Source organism: Mycobacterium sp. AT1, from assembly GCF_002043095.1.
Taxonomy (GTDB): domain Bacteria; phylum Actinomycetota; class Actinomycetes; order Mycobacteriales; family Mycobacteriaceae; genus Mycobacterium.
In genome coordinates this window covers 1-17804 of record NZ_MVOC01000082.1, presented here as the reverse complement: position 1 = coordinate 17804, position 17804 = coordinate 1, and the positions used below count along the sequence as shown (strand labels likewise).

Here is a 17804-nt window from a genome sequence, read left to right as displayed (position 1 = left end):
CTAGCAGCTATCGCTCCATCGTCAGCCGCCCGCCAAGGTCTAATGGCGGAATACTTCATACCGACCGAAGAAGATCGAGATGCAGGGCGGAAGCTCCCGACGGCAGCTCATAACGCTATTGCCGAGTTGGCGAGAGGCGGGTGGGTGCGAGTCATCGTGACAACCAACTTCGACCGATTAATGGAGCAAGCCCTAGAGGCTGAAGGTGTTGCCTATCAGGTAATTTCGCGCGCCACTGCCACCGCCGCGGCAACTCCGCTAGCCCACGCGGCTACCACGGTGATCAAACTGCATGGCGACTGGGCCGACCTAGAGTTCCGCAACACCGTCGATGAGCTAGAACAGTACCCAGACGAATGGATCGATCTGCTGACCAAGGTCTTCAACGAATACGGGCTGTTGATCAGCGGATGGTCGGCGGAATGGGACAAGGCATTGGTGGACGCACTAGAGGCGACACCCCGTCGCTATCCGCTCTACTGGGACAGTAGGTCATCAAAGAGCGACACCGCTAAGAACGTACTCCGACTACACGGCGGTCACGTCGTCACGGCAGCGCATGCTGACGACCTGTTCACGTCGCTGGCCTCCAGCGTCGAAGCTCTCACCCGCCTCGCAGAGCCTCCGCTGACCACGGCGATGTCAATCGCGCGATTGAAGCGCGCCCTACCCGACCCGCTTCGCAGAATCGAGTTGCGCGATCTGATATTGGACAACGCCCGTTCGGTGAATGAACGCGTAGCGGCCAGACCCCTTGCTAGTAACGATCTTAAGTCGATCGATGAGCACTTGGACAGCTTGTTGGAGGCCGCCCGTCCCTTGTTGACGCTCCTTATGCAGGGCGTACGTTACGACGACGGCACGCATACGACTCTATGGGTACAGGCCGTCCAACTGCTCCTCGACAAGCCGACCAGGCAGAAGCCCCAGATGGTTCAGACGTCGGACGCTTTTCGGAATATGCCGGCGTTGCTTGCTCTGCGCGTCGCGAGCATCGAAGCGGTCGCGGACGGCAAAGACGAGGTTCTGATTGCGCTCCTGACGCGACCCCACTGGGACGACCCATTTCACCCCGGACGGTCGGTCGTGGCCGCCGACGTCTTGCACTTGGTGAACGTTCTCGACGATCAAGTGATAAACCGCCTACCCCGCTGGGGAGGCGGCGGATGGGTGTACCCGAATAGCCATTTCCTGGCGGATCTGCTTACCGGTGTTGCAGTCGAGAATGACACCGACCATGCGCGATACAGCGAGTACTGCGAAGATGTGGAATTTAGAACGGGTTTCGTGCAGTACCTGCTACCTAGCTACGAAGGCCGCTATCGTCACAACCCGGCCGCAGGCAACTTCGTACATGACTATCGATGGAAGCCGGTCGGGAAGAGCTGGGACGACGAAGCCCCAGAATCCGAGAAGCGCTTCCGCGAGCAAGTGGCCCGCTTTGGAGCCGAGCCGTGGGCCGAGCTGCTCGCTGGGCGAGAGTTGGAAATTGAGCTGTCGAGCTATCGTGAAGTGCTCAAGGGATACAGGCGATTCACCTAGGGCTTGTGCCGTCTGAACTGGTCTTTTGCAACGAAGATTAACGAGCTCCCGCGACACGCCCGAGTCTTGTCAATGTAGCCAGGCGTGTCTTGTCAATCTTCGCTGCATCTCGACACATGTGGCTTCTCAAGTTTGATGTCCAATTCTCAAGTGAGATGTCCACCTGATGTCCAATTGGACATGAAAGTGAGATTTTGCAGCACGTACGGCCCGACGTTCCGCGGCGCGCTAGGACTTCGCGGCCGACGGGCCGGTGGTCGTCGCTCAGTGTGGGTCGACGACGAAATCTTGTGCCGGTGACCGTGCATGGGGTGAGAGCACATCACGGAGGGCCGGCCCTGTTTCATCTGGAGGCGCGCCGCGATCCGATCGCCGAGGCTGACCTGGCCGAGTTTGAGAAGCGCCGCGCTCATGAGGTTAAACGTCACGCCAAGGCCTTCTATTCGCTCGGCTCGGGATTCGTGCACGGCTTTAAGTGCCTGGCGGGGTATGTGTTTGACAATCACAAGCTAGACGACTCGGACCTGTTGGCGGTCACGCTCGACGCGTTCCGGAAACGCTCTGCGCATGACCGAGGCGGCGGTGCCTCTCTTCGAGGCGCAGTCCATCGGGCCGCAGCCGGACCCGAAGTGGTCGCGCAATTATCCGAAGGGCCTCGCGACACTGTCTCCGACCTGGCCGCCGACTAGCGGGCTACCGGCTGACTAAAGCGGCGCCAGCATGCGCTCAGCGGAGCCACTAGCCTGCAAGAACGCATGCTCGTGCCTCACCGGGCCGCTGCGCCACCGGGCGGTCGGCCGTGCGGGCGCGGGTGGCTGCGGCACCAGGCTCGGCGGTGGCCCGTCGAGCGGTCAGACTTCGCCGTGCGAAAGCCCGGCTGTCGGGGCTGACGGCGCACCCCTACCAGCCGCGTTCGGCGAGCCGGTGTGGCTGCGCGATGTCCTCGACGTTGATGCCGACCATCGCCTCACCCAATCCGCGCGACACCTTGGCCAACACATCCGGGTCGTCGAAGAAGGTAGTCGCCTTGACGATCGCCGCACCGCGCTCCTCGGGGTTGCCCGACTTGAAGATGCCCGACCCGACGAAGACGCCCTCGGCGCCGAGCTGCATCATCATCGCGGCGTCGGCCGGGGTGGCGATGCCGCCGGCGGTGAACAGCGTCACGGGCAGCTTGCCGGCCCGGGCCACCTCTGCCACGAGTTCGTAGGGCGCCTGCAATTCCTTTGCCGCGACGTACAATTCGTCTTCCGATAGCGATGTCAGGCGGCGGATCTCGCCGCCGATCTTGCGCATGTGGGTGGTGGCGTTGGACACGTCGCCGGTGCCGGCCTCACCCTTGGACCGGATCATCGCCGCACCTTCGGTGATGCGGCGCAGCGCCTCGCCGAGGTTGGTGGCGCCGCACACGAACGGCACGGTGAAGCGCCACTTGTCGATGTGGTTGGCGTAGTCGGCCGGGGTCAGCACCTCGGACTCGTCGACGTAGTCCACGCCGAGGCTCTGCAGGATCTGCGCCTCGACGAAGTGGCCGATACGCGCCTTGGCCATCACCGGGATGGTGACCGCGGAGATGATGCGCTCGATCATGTCGGGATCGCTCATCCGCGACACCCCGCCCTGGGCCCGGATATCGGCCGGGACGCGCTCGAGCGCCATCACCGCGACGGCACCGGCACCCTCGGCGATGCGCGCCTGCTCCGGCGTCACCACGTCCATGATCACGCCACCCTTGAGCATCTCCGCCATGCCGCGCTTCACCCGCGCCGTACCCGTGGCTGCGGGAGGCTGCACGGTGCGTGGCGGCGCGGGTGGCGCCGTGGATGCGGGGCCATCCGTGGGCTGAGATTCACGCGGGCTTGCGGTGGTCTTGTTCATGGGTAGTGCCGCCTTGTGTACGTGATGGGATCTGCTGCTGGTGGGTGAATCAGAGGGTGGTCGCAGGGACGGTGCCGGCTCTCACGGTGCGATGTCGATGAGCCGTTGACATAGTTCGGGGAACGGGAGACCCGCGGCGGCGGCGGCGCGAGGCAGGAGGCTGGTTCGCGTCAAGCCTGGCAGCGAGTTGGCCTCGATGAAGGTCGGGGTGCCGTCGCCGTTCTCACGGAAGTCCATTCGGCAATATGCGGTGTCGTCGAACCCGATGGCTGCGGCGGCTGCAACGGCGCTGTCGTGGACGAGGGTCTCATACGCAGTGGTGACGTCCGCAGGACATACTTCGACGGCACCGCCCTGTTGGTATTTTGCTTCATAATCGAAAATGGCTCGCGGAGAGATGATTTCGATGATGGGCAGCGGCTGGTTCTGCACGACGCTTACCGTCATTTCACGGCCGGGGAGGAATTCCTCCACGATGAGGACTTCGCTGCGGTCGCCCAGCTCGAAGACGTCGCGACCTCGGTCGAGCAGCATCACACCGTGCGTCGAGCCGCCGTGAATGGGCTTGACCACAACAGGTTCTAGACGCGTTGCGAGGCTTGGGTGCTCGGATGGATTGTCGCCGGGTTTGACCAGCCAACTCGTTGCGACAGGAACCCCGGCGCTGGACACGAGCCTCTTGGACAGTTCCTTGTCCCACGCCGTGGCGCAGGTGCGCGATGGTGCCCCCGTATGGCGCACGCCCAGCATCTCCAGATATCCGTGCAGCCGCCCGTCTTCGCCGTAGCCTCCGTGCAGACAGTTGAAGACGATATCGGTGCCACGCAGCAATTCTGTGGTTGCCGAGGAGAAGAACCGCTCCCGGAACGCGCGGTGGGCGTCCTGCAACTGTTCGCGTGAAGGGAAGTCGACTGGCACGCCGTCGGAAAGGCTGTCGAGGTCGACGACGAGTTCGGGTGAGCCTGGGTCGCACACGGTGACGGCGTGCCCTGCCTCGCGCAGCGCGGTCCCGACGACGCTACCCGAGGCCAGGGAAACGTCACGCTCTGCCCCGGTGCCGCCGGCAAAGATTACGATCTGCATCGGTGAACGACCATTGTCCTTTCCCTACTCAGTAGCGCTCGTCGCGCTTCCGCAGAGCGCACGGGCCGGAGGTTGACGGCAGGCGGCCACGTTGACGACTGGGTGCTGCTCACGGAAGGCCCAGGCGGGGGGTGCCGTGTCGCCATGTCTGGCGCACAATCGGTGTGCCAGTTGCCATGTCGACGGCGGCGAGGTCGGCGCTGAGTCCTTCGGTTACTTGGCCGCGGTCGGTGAACCCGGCAAGACGTGCTGGGCCTTGGGTGACGAGGTTGAGGGCGTCTGCCCAGGAGGCGCATTTGTCGCGCGCCAAACCGTATGCGGCTTCCAGCATCGAGGCGGGGTGATAGTCCGAGACCAAGGCGTCTACGACTCCTGCGCGCACGGCTGTGCGTGCGGAGAGCCAGGCAAGGTGCGATCGTCCTTGCCAGGCGTTCGGAGCGCCGACGATGACTCCCATGCCTGAGCTGCGGGCTTGTTCGGCGGCCTCCATGGTCAGGGGGAACTCGACTATGGACGCTCCCACTTGCGCCGCTGCGAGGACGTCATCAGGGGTGATGTCGTCGTGGGATGCCAGCGCCATCCCAGCTGTTCGCGCGGCGGTGGCCACGCGCCGTCGGGCGTCGGTGATGTCGTTGGCGCGGGCCAGCCGCTCGGAGGCCAGACGTTCCTTGACGTCGCTGGAGCCTGGGTGAGAGCGCAGGTACAGCTTGTGCCATGCCGCCCGGTCGTGGGTGTACTGACCTACGCCGGGGGCGTGCACCATGTAGGACACGAGGCGGGTGTAGTCGCTGTCGAGCAGCTCGCCAGGGGGCGCCGCGACGGGCGTGCTGAGTTCGAACCGAACGTGCAGATAGGTGTCGGTCCGAAGGCCAGGGCGGTAAGCCTGCAGGACGTGCAACCACTCCAAAGGATCGTCGATGTCCCCCCATTCGACGAGGTCTTCGTCGACCGTGACGCACAGGCACTGTGTGGTCACTCCGTTGGATACCCCCTCCGTGTCGGCTTGGAGCAGGGTGGGGCCCAGGGGGAACCGGGTCCCGGGCCGGGGCTGCACCCGCCGGTTCAGGCTGTCGCAGTGCAGGTCGATCACGCCAGGTATGAGATCCAGCGATCCGAGTTCCACCACATGGCTGCCCTGCGGCCGGTGACGGGTGACTGCGTCGACGACACCGTTGCGGATGGTGACGTAGCAGTCGGACCTTTCGCGCCCGGCAACCAGTACGCGGCGGGCGTTGAGGGTCACGACCGGCTGGTGCATTGCCGTCGAGTATGCGCCGTCACGACCCACGGTGGCGCGCAACCCCGAGTCGCTGATCGGCGACGCGGGATCGACGGGCTCAGTCATACCTGGCGTTGGTGATCGGCGGTTCAGCGCTTGTTGTCGGCGAGGAAGCGCTCGATCCGTTGGACTCCCTCGGCGATTTTGGCCTCGGAGGTGGCGAAGGACAGCCGGATGTGGCCCTTGCCCTGTTCGCCGAAGCCGGTACCGGGCAGGACAGCCACGTGGGCCTCGTCGAGTAGCGCGTTGGCCAGTTCCTTTTCGCTCCACCCCGTGGCGGTGATGTCGGGGAAGACGTAGAACGCGCCGGCGGGAGCGTGGCAGCTGATGCCCTCGATTGCGTTGAGGCGCTTCACGATGATGTCGCGCCGGTGGCGGAATTCGTTGACCATCGACTCCACGGCACGATCGGACTCGGGGGAGCAGAACGCCTCCACGGCCGCGGCCAAGGTGAATGTCGCCGTGCACGCGGAGGTCTGCACCATGATCTTGCTGATGCGCTCTGCGAGCGGCGGCGGCATCACACCGAATCCGAGCCGCCATCCACACATCGACCAGGCCTTGCTCAGGCCGTCGGACACGATGGTGAGGTCGCGCATTCCTGGCATCTCCAGGAGGGAGACGTGGGGGCTGTCGAACACGATCCTGCAGTTGATCTCGTCGGTGTAGACCGGCACCTGTCGTTCGGCGAGCACGGCGGCGAGTCCTTCTGCGGTGTCGCGCCGCAACGCGCCCCCGGTGGGGTTGGCGGGCACGTTGAGCACCACCAAGCTGGTCTTGTCGGTGATCAGGGACGCCAGCTCGGCGGGATCGGGTTGGTAGTCGTTTTCTGCCCGCAGCGCCAGGGGGACGGCGCGGCACCCGAGGAATTCGACCAAGGCTCGGTAGGTGGGGTACCCCGGGTCCGGGATGATGACGTCGTCGCCGGGTTCGGTGAGGGCCAGCAAGGTGAAGTAGAGGACGTTCTTGCTGCCGGGGACGAAGACGACGCTCTCCGGTTCGATGTCGAATCCGGCTCGCGGACTGACGTATTGGGCTGCTGCTCGGCGGGCTTCGGCGGTACCGGCAGAGGCGGTGTACGAAGTGGCGCCGTCGCGCATGGATTTGACCGCCACGTCGACGATGTTCTGGGGAGTGGGGAAATCGGGCTCGCCGATCTCGAAGTGCACGACGTCGTGTCCTGCGGCCTCGATGGCCCTGGCGCGGGCTGCGAAGTCGAACGATCCGACAGATCCGATGTGGGACATGCGCTCTGCGAACTTGAGGGGATGGTGAACTGAGCTGCTCATGGTGAGTTCCGTTCTGCGAAGGGGATACGAACGAGGGGTGTGTCGACGTGTGGACCGGGCAGGTATCAGGTGGCGGACTTGGTGTAGCCGCCGTCGATTCTGTAGGCGGCACCGGTGATCCAGGCGGCATGATCGGAGGCCAGGAACGCGGTAAGTGCGGCCACCTCTTCGGGTCGCCCGAAGCGTGCCATGGGAACGTCGCGCTTGGCGACGCTGTCAAGCACCTCGTCGATGGTCTGCTTGGTGTCGTCCAGCATCGACTCCGCCATGCGACGCCATAGGGGCGTGTCGATCCGTGCCGGGCAGACGCAGTTGACGGTGACCTTGGGGGCCAGTTCGTTGGCGATTGTCTTGGAGAAGGCGAGGACTGCTGCCTTCGAGGCGTTGTAGTCGCCGCGGCCGGCCGGTGGCTGGTGGCCGTTGACCGACGAGATGTTGATGATGCGTCCGTGCTCGCTCTCGAGCAAGTGCGGTATCGCCGCGCGCGAGCACCGTACGGCGCTCATCAGCGAGGTTTCCAGCATGGATGCCCATTCGGCGTCACCGGTGCGCCAGTCGTGGCCCATGATCGAATCCCCGACGTTGTTGACCAGGATGTCAAGCTTCCCGTAGTGCTTGACCACCTCGGCGGTCATGCCCTCGATCGTCGCGGTGTCGCACAGGTCGCCCTGAAACACGAAGGGCGCTTCCCCCACGGCCGCGATCGCGGCTGCAGCCTCGTCGAGGGCCTCGCGACCGCGTGCTCCGATGGCCACCGACGCACCGAGTTCGGCGAGTTCGATGGCGATTGCACGACCAATGCCCTTGCTGCCGCCCGCGACGAGAGCGACGCGGCCGGTGAGGTCGAGGTTCAAGGCAACTCCTGACTGTGGGTTGGCGACGGGTCCGAGCCCGCCGGTGGTCGACGCTAATCAACCCGCCTTGACTAGTCAAGTAGAAACGTAGGTACGCAGCGGGCGTCGGCGGTTACGACCTTGGGGTCACGGCGACGGCTGCGTCGGCGCTGTGGCCGACCTCGTCCGGATGGGCCAGTGGGAGCCGATTGGCCACTCCGACAACAGGTGTCATCCGACGCAGCGGCGAAAGACCAAGGTTTTCAAGTGAGTTGCAGGGGGATGCGGCAGCGTCACGCCAGGTGTCGACCCGGCTGAGCGGTAGGCACCTAGACGCTGGACCGCGTCAGTCAGCGCGTTTCATCTCGATGATGAGGTCGACTGCGTCGGGGCGTAACCACGTCTCGCCGAACTCGATGACCCGTCCATGAGCGCGGGGTTCCTCCAGGAGGGCGGATAGCCGATGGACCATGGGCGCTCCGCGCAGTTCGAGGTGGACTGCGACGTCGGCCGGGGCGGGCCTCAGCTCAACCTTTGCCCAGGTCCGGACCGGTTCGATGCCGTAATGTTCTGCGAGTACGTCATGCAGTGAGGCGTCGTCTGACAGGCGCGAACGAAACCGAGGCAGCACGTCACCGGGCAGGTAGCTGGTGGTGCAGCCCGCGATGAGGCCGTCGACGAATCTCCTTCGCACCAGGATGAAGACCCGTTGACCTTTGGTGATCTTCAAGCGTTCGGCAATGCTCTGCGAGGCAGGACGTTCGGTCAAGGAGACGGTGGCGATACTGGGCGTTGCGCCGGCGGTTCGCACACTTGCGCTCCAGCTGGCAGAGGACCCTGGACTCACCACGTAGGGGAGACGCCGAGCGACGTAGGTCCCTTTGCCCTTGCTTCGTCGCACGAGGTAGCGACGTTCCAGCTCCTCCAAGGCTGCCTTGGCCGTGAGTCGGTTCATGCCGAACCGCTTGGCAAGTTCATGCTCTGAGGCGACCAGTGAGCCTGGCTCCAACAGCGCCAACTCCTGCTCGAGCAGATTCGCAATCGTCTGGTAGCGCGGCTTGCCGTCGTCGGCCACCTCATCCCCAATCTTCCACTTGCCCATGAACGCCCGCGGCCGATCCGCTGCCACGGAGGTGCGCATCCGTAGAGCCTCGCCTCGCCCTCTAGGACGCCTAAACCAGGACTGTACGGCACACAACCCGCTTGAAGGTGCGGCCCTGAACGCGCGAAACCGGCGCGTGGTCGGGACGCGGCAGCTGTCGGCGGCCGTGCCGATGAGACATCTCCCCAGCGGATGAAGCCCGACCCGAGCGGGTCAAACCGCTGGCGAGGTGACCTACCGAACGTCATCGCGGCGCTCGACGCGCGCCATCGACCGAAGGGCCGTACGATCGCCGTGGCTCGATTCCACTTGACTAGTCAAGTTGGACACGGTTAAGTGACCGTGTCCCACTTCACGAAAGGCCCGATGCGTTGTCCAGCCCACACTTTTCTGTTGCAGACACCCTTGGCATATTGCGTCTTGCTGCGCAGAGTCCCTATGAAGACGAGGCAGTGAATCAGTTGCAGCACGCTCTGCAGACTGCCCAGCAGGCGCGTGACGCCGGCAGCGACGACGTCGTGGTCGCCGCCGCGCTGCTGCACGACATCGGCCGCGCGCCCGCGGTCCTGGACTACTACGGGGAAGGCGTCCACGAGTACATCGGCTCCCTGTTCTGTGCCGAACACATCTCAGAGCGCGCCGCCTACCTGGTCGGCCAGCACGTGCCCGCCAAGCGCTACCTGGTAGCCACGCATCCGGCCTATGGCGACAATCTCAGCCCAGCCTCGGTCCGTTCGCTCGCACGGCAGGGCGGCCCGATGACACCCGCAGAAGTCACCGAATTCCAAGCCCACCCGTTCCACAAGGACGCTGCGCAGCTGCGGATTTGGGACGACGGCGCCAAGGACCGGACGGCGATCACCGACGATTTGTCCTCCTACGAGGACGTTCTGCACCGGGTGTGGTCCACGTCCATCCCGGCGCAGCAATCCTGACGCGCCCATGATGGAGCAAACGCTGCTGCACGAACCGCCGCCGGTCGACCTCGACCCGGTTCCGGCGGCGGTCGTGCAACCCCTGAGCGCCGCCTCTCTACATGCCGTGCACGGTGCCTGCATGGCCGGTCTGATAACACCTGTCATCATCGGCGACCGGCGGCGCGTTCAGGATCTGGCAGCGGATCTTGAGATCGCGTTGCCCGACTGGGTGTTTCACGACGTAGACAGCGATGAGGCTGCTGCGGACTTGGCGGCCTCCCTCGCCGCAGCGGGCGACGTCGGTCTCATGATCAAGGGCAACATCAAGACCGACGTCTTGATGCGCGCTGTGCTGCGCAGCGGCGGCGCCTCCAAAGAGGGGGGTCGGCTGAGCCACGTCTTCACCATCGAGATGCCCAGCGTGGGGTATCACAAGCCGTTGTGCGTCACCGACGGGGCGCTCAACGTCTCACCCTCGGTCGCACTGAAGGAGGTGATCGCCAACAACGCGATCGATCTGTTGGAATCGCTGGGCATTCACCGACCGAAAGTCGCCGTTCTCTCGGCGGCCGAGTCCGTCAACTCGTCCATGCCGTCATCAGTCGAGGCGGCCGAGGTCGCCGAGCGGATTCAAACGCGGGCGCAGGCTTTGGGTCCGGTTGCCCTCGACGTTGCGCTCTCGCGAGACGCCGCTCGCGTCAAGGGAATCGACTCACCCGTGGCCGGCGATGCGGATCTGTTGGTGTGCCCCAACATCGAATCTGCCAACGGGATCGTCAAAATGGCGGCGCGGCTACCAGAGACCGTCGTCGCCGGACTAGTCGTGGGCGGCAGCTACCCGATCGTGCTGCCCTCGCGTGGCGACTCTCGACGATCCCAAATGGCGTCCTGCGGCCTGGGAAGAAAGTACTTCGCCTGGTCCCAGTACGTCGGGCGACGCACGTGAACCTCGCACGTTTGACCATCTGATAACGAGATCCAAGCCTGAACACAGCTGTTGTCCAACACTTTTCGGAACGGAAGAACTCATGGCCCTGACGTCGGACCCCCAAAAAGCACACACCAAGACCGTCGACCAGCTTCGGCGCTGGCGCATACAGATCTTCGCCGCGACGTGGATCGTCTACTTCGCCTTCTACTTTACCCGACAGGCATTTTCGGCTGCAAAGGTGGGTATCCTCGGGGACCCGTCGATGACGGCCATGACTGAGCCGGTGATGGGAGTCCTCGACGCCACGTACTTGACCGCCTATGCCGTCGGACAATTCGTGTGGGGAACCCTCGCCGATCGGTTCGGCCCTCGCCGGGTTTTGCTGACCGGTCTGGCGGTGTCCGCGGTTGCCGCCGCTCTGATGGGCGTGACGACGGCCATTATCGGGTTCGCGGCGTTGATGATCGCCCAAGGCCTCGCGCAATCCTCGGGCTGGGCTCCGCTGTCGAAGAACCTGTCGGCCTTCTTCGCGGTCAGCGAACGCGGCCGGGTGTTCGGATGGTGGACGACGAATTACGCGCTGGGCGGACTGTTGGCGGGCCCCTTCGCAGGGTGGTGGTCCTACAGCGTCTTCCACACCTGGCGAGCTGCATTCTTCTCCACCGCCACCGCCATCGTCGTCGCCGTCGTCCTCGTCATCACGTTTATCGCACAACGGGATTCACCCAAGTCCGTGGGACTGGGGGACGTGGACCTCGACGAGTGGGTAGCTGAGCGCAAGGGCACGTCCGCTACCCCGGTCGAGGGGTCGGTCAAGGTGGTCGACGGACCCGATGAGTCGATCATCGCCGACGAGCCCGAGAATGTCGGCGTGTTTCGCGGCATCCGTGACTCCTTCATGGTGGCCGCCCGCGACAAGATGATCCTGCGTCTGGGGCTGGCGTATTTCTGTTTGAAGCCAGCCCGGTACGCGATCCTGCTGTGGGGTCCGATCATCGTCCTTAAACGAGCACCCCAGGTGAGCAACCTGGAAGCCGTCATCGTCCCGGTGGCCTTCGGTGTCGGCGGCGTGTTGGGACCGATCATCATTGGCTGGGCCTCCGATCGGCTGTTCCAGTCGCGGCGTATTCCCGCAACGGTCATCAGCATGGTCGTGTTGACCATTGCCGCCGCGGTCTTCATCCCGCTGACCTCGACCGGCAACGTCGCAACGATTGCGGTCATCCTCGGCGTCATCGGGATGTCGATGTATGCCGCCGACTCGGTCATATCGGGCACGGCCGCAGTCGATTTCGGGACCAAAGACCACGCGGGAGCAGCCGTCGGGTTCGTCAACGGCTCGGGTTCCATCGGAGCAGTTCTCGGCGGTCTGATCCCGGGCTTCTTCGGGCCGGAGGTGCTGTTCTACTCGTTCGCCGTGCTAGCCCTGCTGACGGGTCTGCTGCTGCTTCCGTCATGGCGTCTGCGCGCCGCATCCGCCTAGAGGTCGCTCAACACCCGTTGCCGGCCACACGCCCATAGGAATCTCAGGGGCAGCCTGCGATCGCCCTTCACGGGCGGTCGCAGGCAAGCCCGAAATGACGTCGCGAGAAAAGGAATGTCGTGCGCGAATTCTCCAGCGCCAACCGGGAGCTAGTGCAGAACGTCGTCGCCGCGGGGTGGCCGTTGAACCTCGACACCGTGTCGGAGTCGACAGCCGCTAGTGCCGTCGCGTCGTTCTACGAACTGGTCCCCGGTGCCGATCTCGCCCACCGCACCCCCGAAGAGCTGTACCGGACGGCGGCAAATCACATCCGACTTGCCGCCACGCGCCCCGTGGGCACCGACGCGGTGGACGTGGCGACACCGTCAGCTCACGACGATCCACCGCTCCCGCAGGGCGGCAACACGATGATCACCATCGTCACCGACGACATTCCGATGCTGTTCGATTCGCTGGTCATGGAACTCACTGCCCAACAGCGCGGTGTGCACGTGGCTCTTCACCCTCAGATTTCGGTAGTGCGTGACAAGACGACCTGGACGATGAGAGGCATCTCAAACCAGGTCGTCGACGCCGACGCTCCCGACAGCGCCGTGTGCCGCGAAGCGTGGATCCAAATTGAAGTCGAACGCGAGACCGACCCGCACCAGCTGAAGACCATCGAACTCTCGATGCGACGGGTCATCGCCGATGTTCGCAAGACCGCCACAGATCAGAAGCAGATGCTGGACAAGGCTTGTGACATCGCCGACCAGCTCACTAGCCGCACCGCACCTGGCATTTCTGACACCGAGATTGCCGAGGCACGAGAACTTCTGGCTTGGCTCGCCGATGGCAACTTCACCTTCCTCGGGTACCGCCAGTACGACCTGACCTCGACGCCGACGGGCGAACTGCTCCAACCTGTGGAGGGTGTCGGGCTGGGAATTCTGCGGCCGGCGACGGAACGGAAGAAGCGGCGACCCCTTCCTAAAGCCGTTGGTGAGCAAGCGCGTGATCGAAGACTGCTCGTGTTGACCAAATCGAACTCGAAGTCGACCGTGCATCGGCCCGAATACTTGGACTACGTCGGCGTCAAACGCTTCGATCCGGCCACTGGGGAGATCATCGGAGAACACCGCTTCCTCGGTCTGTACGCATCCTCGGCGTACAGCGAGTCGGTGTTCCGGATCCCCGTCATTCGCCACACCGCGACCGCCGTTCTGCATGGGTGTGGCTTCACCGCGGACAGCGACAACGCGGCGACCATCATCGACATTCTCCAGTCCTACCCACGCGACGAGTTGTTCCAAGCAGCGGTCACCGATCTCCTGCCCATCGCCGAAACAATGGTCGCAACGTCGAGCTGGCACAGGCCGCGGCTGTTCCTCCGCCGCGATCCATACGGACGGTTTCTCACTTGCATCCTGTATATGCCGCGCGACCACTACAACACCGCGGTGCGCGAACGCATTAGCGACGTGCTCATCGCCCGCCTGGGCGGTTCTTCGGTCGAGTTCACCGCACGACTGGGGGAGCAACGGACCGCCCAGGTCCGGTTCGTCCTACGCCCGGGGCCCGACAGCCCTCTCAAGAACCAAGACGACATCGACGCCGACGAGCTGGAAGACCTCGTCAGCCACGCAGCGCAGTCCTGGCAAGACGAATTCGTGCGCGCCGCCCGCGCAGAGTTCGGCGAGACGGTTGGCGCCGGCCACGCACGGAAGTTCGCCGCTGTGTTCCCGCCTGCCTATCAGGCCGAGAACACGGCCACCACCGCAGCACGCGACCTCCGTCGCATCGAGAACCTCACGCCTACCGACCAACCGTGGAGCTTGCACCTGACCCAGCACGCCGAACGGGCACAAGAGGCACGTCTGAAGATCTACACGCTGGGAAGCCCCGTGGAACTGAGCGACATATTGCCGGTGCTGGCCAGTTTCGGGCTCGACGTCACCGAGGAGCGAGCCTATGAGCTGTTGGGGCTGAACCCGGCAGCGTTCGTCTACGACTTCACGCTGCGCGTGTCCGCCTCGGTCGACCCCAGTAGCCTGCGACTGCTCGAAGCGGCCATCGTCGCCGTACGCAACGATTCGTCGGAGGCCGATGGCTTCAATCGCCTGGTGCTGCGGGCAGGCGTGTCATGGCGGCAAATATCGATACTGCGTGCCTACGCCAAGTACATGCGGCAGATCGGGTCGCCGTTCGCACCCGACTCCATCGAGGACACACTGAACCGCAATGCCGACGTCGCCCGGATGCTGATCTCTGCCTTCGAAGCCAAATTCGATCCCACCATCCCGACCGGCCAGCGCGCCGCCCGCGTCACGGAGGCCATGGCCTCCGTCTCGAAGGCCATCGACGCCGTCGACAGTCTCGACCATGACCGCATCCTGCGCTCGTACGCCACGATGATCGACGCGACCGACCGCACCAACCACTACAAGGCCACATCGGGCGCAACGAGTCGCTGCCTGGCGCTCAAGGTCAGACCCACCGCAATTCCCGACACCCCCGCACCCCGACCGTTGTTCGAGGTCTTCGTGCATTCCCCTCGCGTCGAGGGCGTGCACATGAGATTCGGTCTGATCGCTCGCGGTGGTCTGCGATGGTCAGACCGACGCGACGACTTCCGAACCGAGATCCTCGGCCTTGCCAAGGCCCAGATGGTGAAGAACAGCCTGATCGTTCCGGTCGGCGCCAAGGGAGGCTTCTTCTGCAAGAAGTTGCCCGACGCGGTCACACCTGCGGCGGCGGTCGCCGAGGCAACCGAGTGCTACAAACTGTTCGTCGCTGCGCTGTTGGACATCACCGACAATTCCACCACGGACGGTGCTGTCCGTCACCCAGACGGCGTCGTCTGCCACGACGGGGCCGATCCGTATCTCGTGGTGGCCGCCGACAAGGGAACCGCGTCGTTCTCCGACATCGCCAACGACGTGTCAGCTGACTACCAGTTCTGGCTCGGCGACGCCTTCGCCTCAGGCGGTTCGGTCGGCTTCGACCACAAGAAGATGGGAATCACCGCACGGGGGGCATGGCAGTCGGTGCAACGCCACTTTCGTGAGCGCGGGATCGATTGCCAGACAACGGACTTCACCTGCGTCGGGATCGGGGACATGTCCGGTGACGTCTTCGGAAACGGCATGCTGCTGTCTCGACACACCAAACTCGTCGCCGCCTTCGACCACCGGCACATCTTCATCGATCCGGACCCCGACCCAGAGTATTCTCGATCGGAGCGGCGTCGTCTCTTCCACACACCGGGCTCGACGTGGGCCGACTACGACCCGTCGATCCTGTCCGCCGGCGGCGGAGTTTTCTCCAGGAAAGCCAAGAGCATCCCGCTCACCCCTGAAATGTGCCGTGCATTGTCCATCCCTGCCGATTCGGCACCGACCACGATGACGCCAGACGAAGTCATACGCGCCATCTTGCTCGCCGAGGTCGACCTGCTCTGGAACGGCGGCATCGGAACGTACATCCGAGCGTCCACCGAGACCGACACCGAGGTGGGAGACAAGGCCAACGACGGAATCCGTGTAGTCGCACGGGCCGTTAAAGCCCACATCATCGGTGAGGGCGGAAATCTCGGCCTAACACAACGAGCGCGCATCGAGTATGCGCGGTTCGGCTGCGGAGGGCATGGCGGAAGAATCAACACCGACTTCATCGACAACGCCGCGGGTGTGAACACCTCCGACCGTGAGGTCAACATCAAGATACTGCTCGCGTCGGCCGTCAATCAGAACGGGCTCACCCGCGGTCAGCGTGACGCCCTACTGCTGTCCATGACAGACGACGTCGCAAACCTGGTCATCCGCGACAACTACAGCCAGAATGCGGCGTTGGCAGATTCGATCGCCGAGAGTGCAATTCTCCTGCACGTGCACGAAGACTGGATGAGGGAACTCGAGTCGCGCGGTCTGTTGAATCGTGAGCTGGAGTTCCTTCCCTCGACCGCGGAAGTCACCGAACGAATGGGGCGCGGCGAGGGCCTTTCCGGGCCCGAATTGGCCACGCTGTTGGCCTACACGAAGATCGCGCTGACGTCAGATCTGCTGGCGTCGAACGTCATTGGCAACCGCTACTTCGACGTGTTTACTGAGCAATACTTTCCACCAGCCGTCCGAGAACTCTACGGCGACCTGATTCACCAGCATCCTCTGCGGAAGGAAATCACCGCCACACAAATTCTCAACAGACTCGTTGACGGCGCGGGCATTACGTTCTGTCATCGCCTCGCAGAAGAGACGGGGGCACCGCTGGAAGCATTGGTGCAGGCAAACTTCGCGTCGCGGGCGATCTTTGACATCGACCCCTTCGTCGATCAGATCAATGCCCTCGACAACACCATCAGCAGTGAACTCCAGACCGAAATGCGGCTTGAAGTATGGGGGTTGGTAGAGCGTTCAACGCGCTGGCTGATCAACAACAGGGGTCCGCTGCTCGACGCAGGAGTCGCTGTCTCGACCATGGGGTTGATGGCCCAAAACATTCTGGCGTTACTGCCCACCCTGATGCAGGGCGACGATCTCGCAGCCTTCCGGGCCCGAAAGCAACGACTCACCGAGTCCGGCGTTCCCGAGGACATCGCCGAACGCGTGGCCGTCATGCCACGCGCCCAGTCAATCTTGACCATCGTCAACACGATTCTCGATCATCCGAGACCAGTCGAACCACGTGACATTGCGAAGTTGTACTTCTCGCTCGGCGACCGATTGGGATTCTCGACCCTCGTCACCCACGCAGAAGCCCTGCCGCGCGAAGATCGGTGGCAAATGATGGCCAGAGCGGCAATCCGCGACGACATCCACCACACGCAGGAGAGCCTGGTGGAGCAAGTCCTGGATCAAACGACCGCCGGCCTGTCGATCGAGCAACGCATCGACGAATGGGAAAAGCGTGGACTGGCCGACGTCAACCACGCTGCGTCAACCCTGACCGAACTCGTCGGCGAGGAGCAGCCTGATCTGGGCAAACTTACCGTTGCCGTCAAGACGCTCAAGACGTTGATCACCATTCGTCGAATACACCCGGATGCCAGCTCACCTCACCCATCGGTTCACACCGAGACAGCGACTGCGGTGTAGCCGATGAGGCTGAGCATCAACGGGTTTGACGACAGTTCCGCGCGCGGGCCTCGGATCGAACATCTCTGACGTCACTTCCAGTACCCCCTGACCTGACGGTGCCGCGGCGGCACCTCGACAGAAGGAGAACCTTGGCGCGGATCGGCGGCGCCCCCGATAAGAACGGCACCCCGCACTGACGACATAGGTGACGACCGCCGCAGACTGCGACGAAGAGGCGGCCGTTCACTCATGCTGCCGTCACGCAGCAAGACACCCGACGAAAGACCAACCGACCCTTGCGCGGCGCCGTTCGAAGCGGCGCTGAATGGGTTGAACCAGCCACCAATGACACCGCGTCTCGCGCAGACCTGCGGAACTAGAGATTGGAACAGACTTCGGATGCAGATCGGGAT

General features: G+C 63.8%; 12 protein-coding genes. 6 read left to right on the top strand and 6 right to left on the bottom strand.

The window, feature by feature from the left end; translation table 11 throughout:
• Positions 1–156: 156 nt before the first annotated feature.
• On the top strand, positions 157–1542 hold the full coding sequence (locus B1790_RS31345; protein ID WP_158083900.1) for an SIR2 family protein: 1386 nt from the start codon (positions 157–159) through the stop codon (positions 1540–1542).
• 296 nt (positions 1543–1838) lie between these two features.
• Entirely contained in the window at positions 1839–2231 is a 393-nt protein-coding gene (locus B1790_RS31340) for a hypothetical protein (RefSeq protein WP_079927188.1), read from the top strand.
• A 211-nt stretch (positions 2232–2442) separates the two neighbouring features.
• Here B1790_RS31340 and pdxS read toward each other — a convergent pair whose 3' ends face one another.
• The 6 genes from pdxS to B1790_RS31310 all read right to left on the bottom strand — a co-directional run bounded on the left by pdxS (position 2443) and on the right by B1790_RS31310 (position 9045).
• Positions 2443–3420, bottom strand: coding sequence for a pyridoxal 5'-phosphate synthase lyase subunit PdxS (gene pdxS, locus B1790_RS31335; RefSeq protein ID WP_255407316.1), 978 nt, complete (start codon positions 3418–3420; stop codon positions 2443–2445).
• Between the two features lie 81 nt (positions 3421–3501).
• A complete protein-coding gene (locus B1790_RS31330) occupies positions 3502–4503 on the bottom strand; it encodes an ATP-grasp domain-containing protein (RefSeq protein ID WP_079927185.1) in 1002 nt (333 codons plus the stop codon).
• Positions 4504–4612: 109 nt separating this feature from the next.
• Positions 4613–5848, bottom strand: coding sequence for an alpha-D-ribose 1-methylphosphonate 5-triphosphate diphosphatase (locus tag B1790_RS31325; RefSeq protein ID WP_079927184.1), 1236 nt, complete (start codon positions 5846–5848; stop codon positions 4613–4615).
• 23 nt (positions 5849–5871) lie between these two features.
• Positions 5872–7071 (bottom strand): pyridoxal phosphate-dependent aminotransferase, encoded by a 1200-nt coding sequence (locus B1790_RS31320; protein ID WP_079927183.1) that lies wholly within the window; start codon positions 7069–7071, stop codon positions 5872–5874.
• Positions 7072–7136: 65 nt separating this feature from the next.
• The gene (locus tag B1790_RS31315; RefSeq protein WP_079927181.1) at positions 7137–7925 is read right to left on the bottom strand and encodes an SDR family NAD(P)-dependent oxidoreductase; all 789 of its coding nucleotides are present in this window, start codon (positions 7923–7925) and stop codon (positions 7137–7139) included.
• Positions 7926–8250: 325 nt separating this feature from the next.
• Positions 8251–9045, bottom strand: a complete 795-nt coding sequence (locus tag B1790_RS31310; RefSeq protein ID WP_079927179.1) for a GntR family transcriptional regulator — start codon at positions 9043–9045, stop codon at positions 8251–8253.
• Between the two features lie 413 nt (positions 9046–9458).
• On the opposite strand from B1790_RS31310, the gene B1790_RS31305 reads away from it, so the two are divergent.
• From B1790_RS31305 to B1790_RS31290, 4 genes are all read left to right on the top strand, one after another.
• Complete coding sequence (locus B1790_RS31305) at positions 9459–9941, top strand: HD domain-containing protein (RefSeq protein ID WP_079927178.1); 483 nt, start codon at positions 9459–9461, stop codon at positions 9939–9941.
• A 7-nt stretch (positions 9942–9948) separates the two neighbouring features.
• On the top strand, positions 9949–10869 hold the full coding sequence (locus B1790_RS31300; RefSeq protein ID WP_079927177.1) for a phosphate acyltransferase: 921 nt from the start codon (positions 9949–9951) through the stop codon (positions 10867–10869).
• An 82-nt stretch (positions 10870–10951) separates the two neighbouring features.
• Entirely contained in the window at positions 10952–12337 is a 1386-nt protein-coding gene (locus B1790_RS31295) for an MFS transporter (protein WP_079927176.1), read from the top strand.
• Positions 12338–12456: 119 nt separating this feature from the next.
• Complete coding sequence (locus B1790_RS31290) at positions 12457–17409, top strand: NAD-glutamate dehydrogenase (RefSeq protein WP_079927175.1); 4953 nt, start codon at positions 12457–12459, stop codon at positions 17407–17409.
• The last annotated feature ends 395 nt before the right edge of the window (positions 17410–17804 follow it).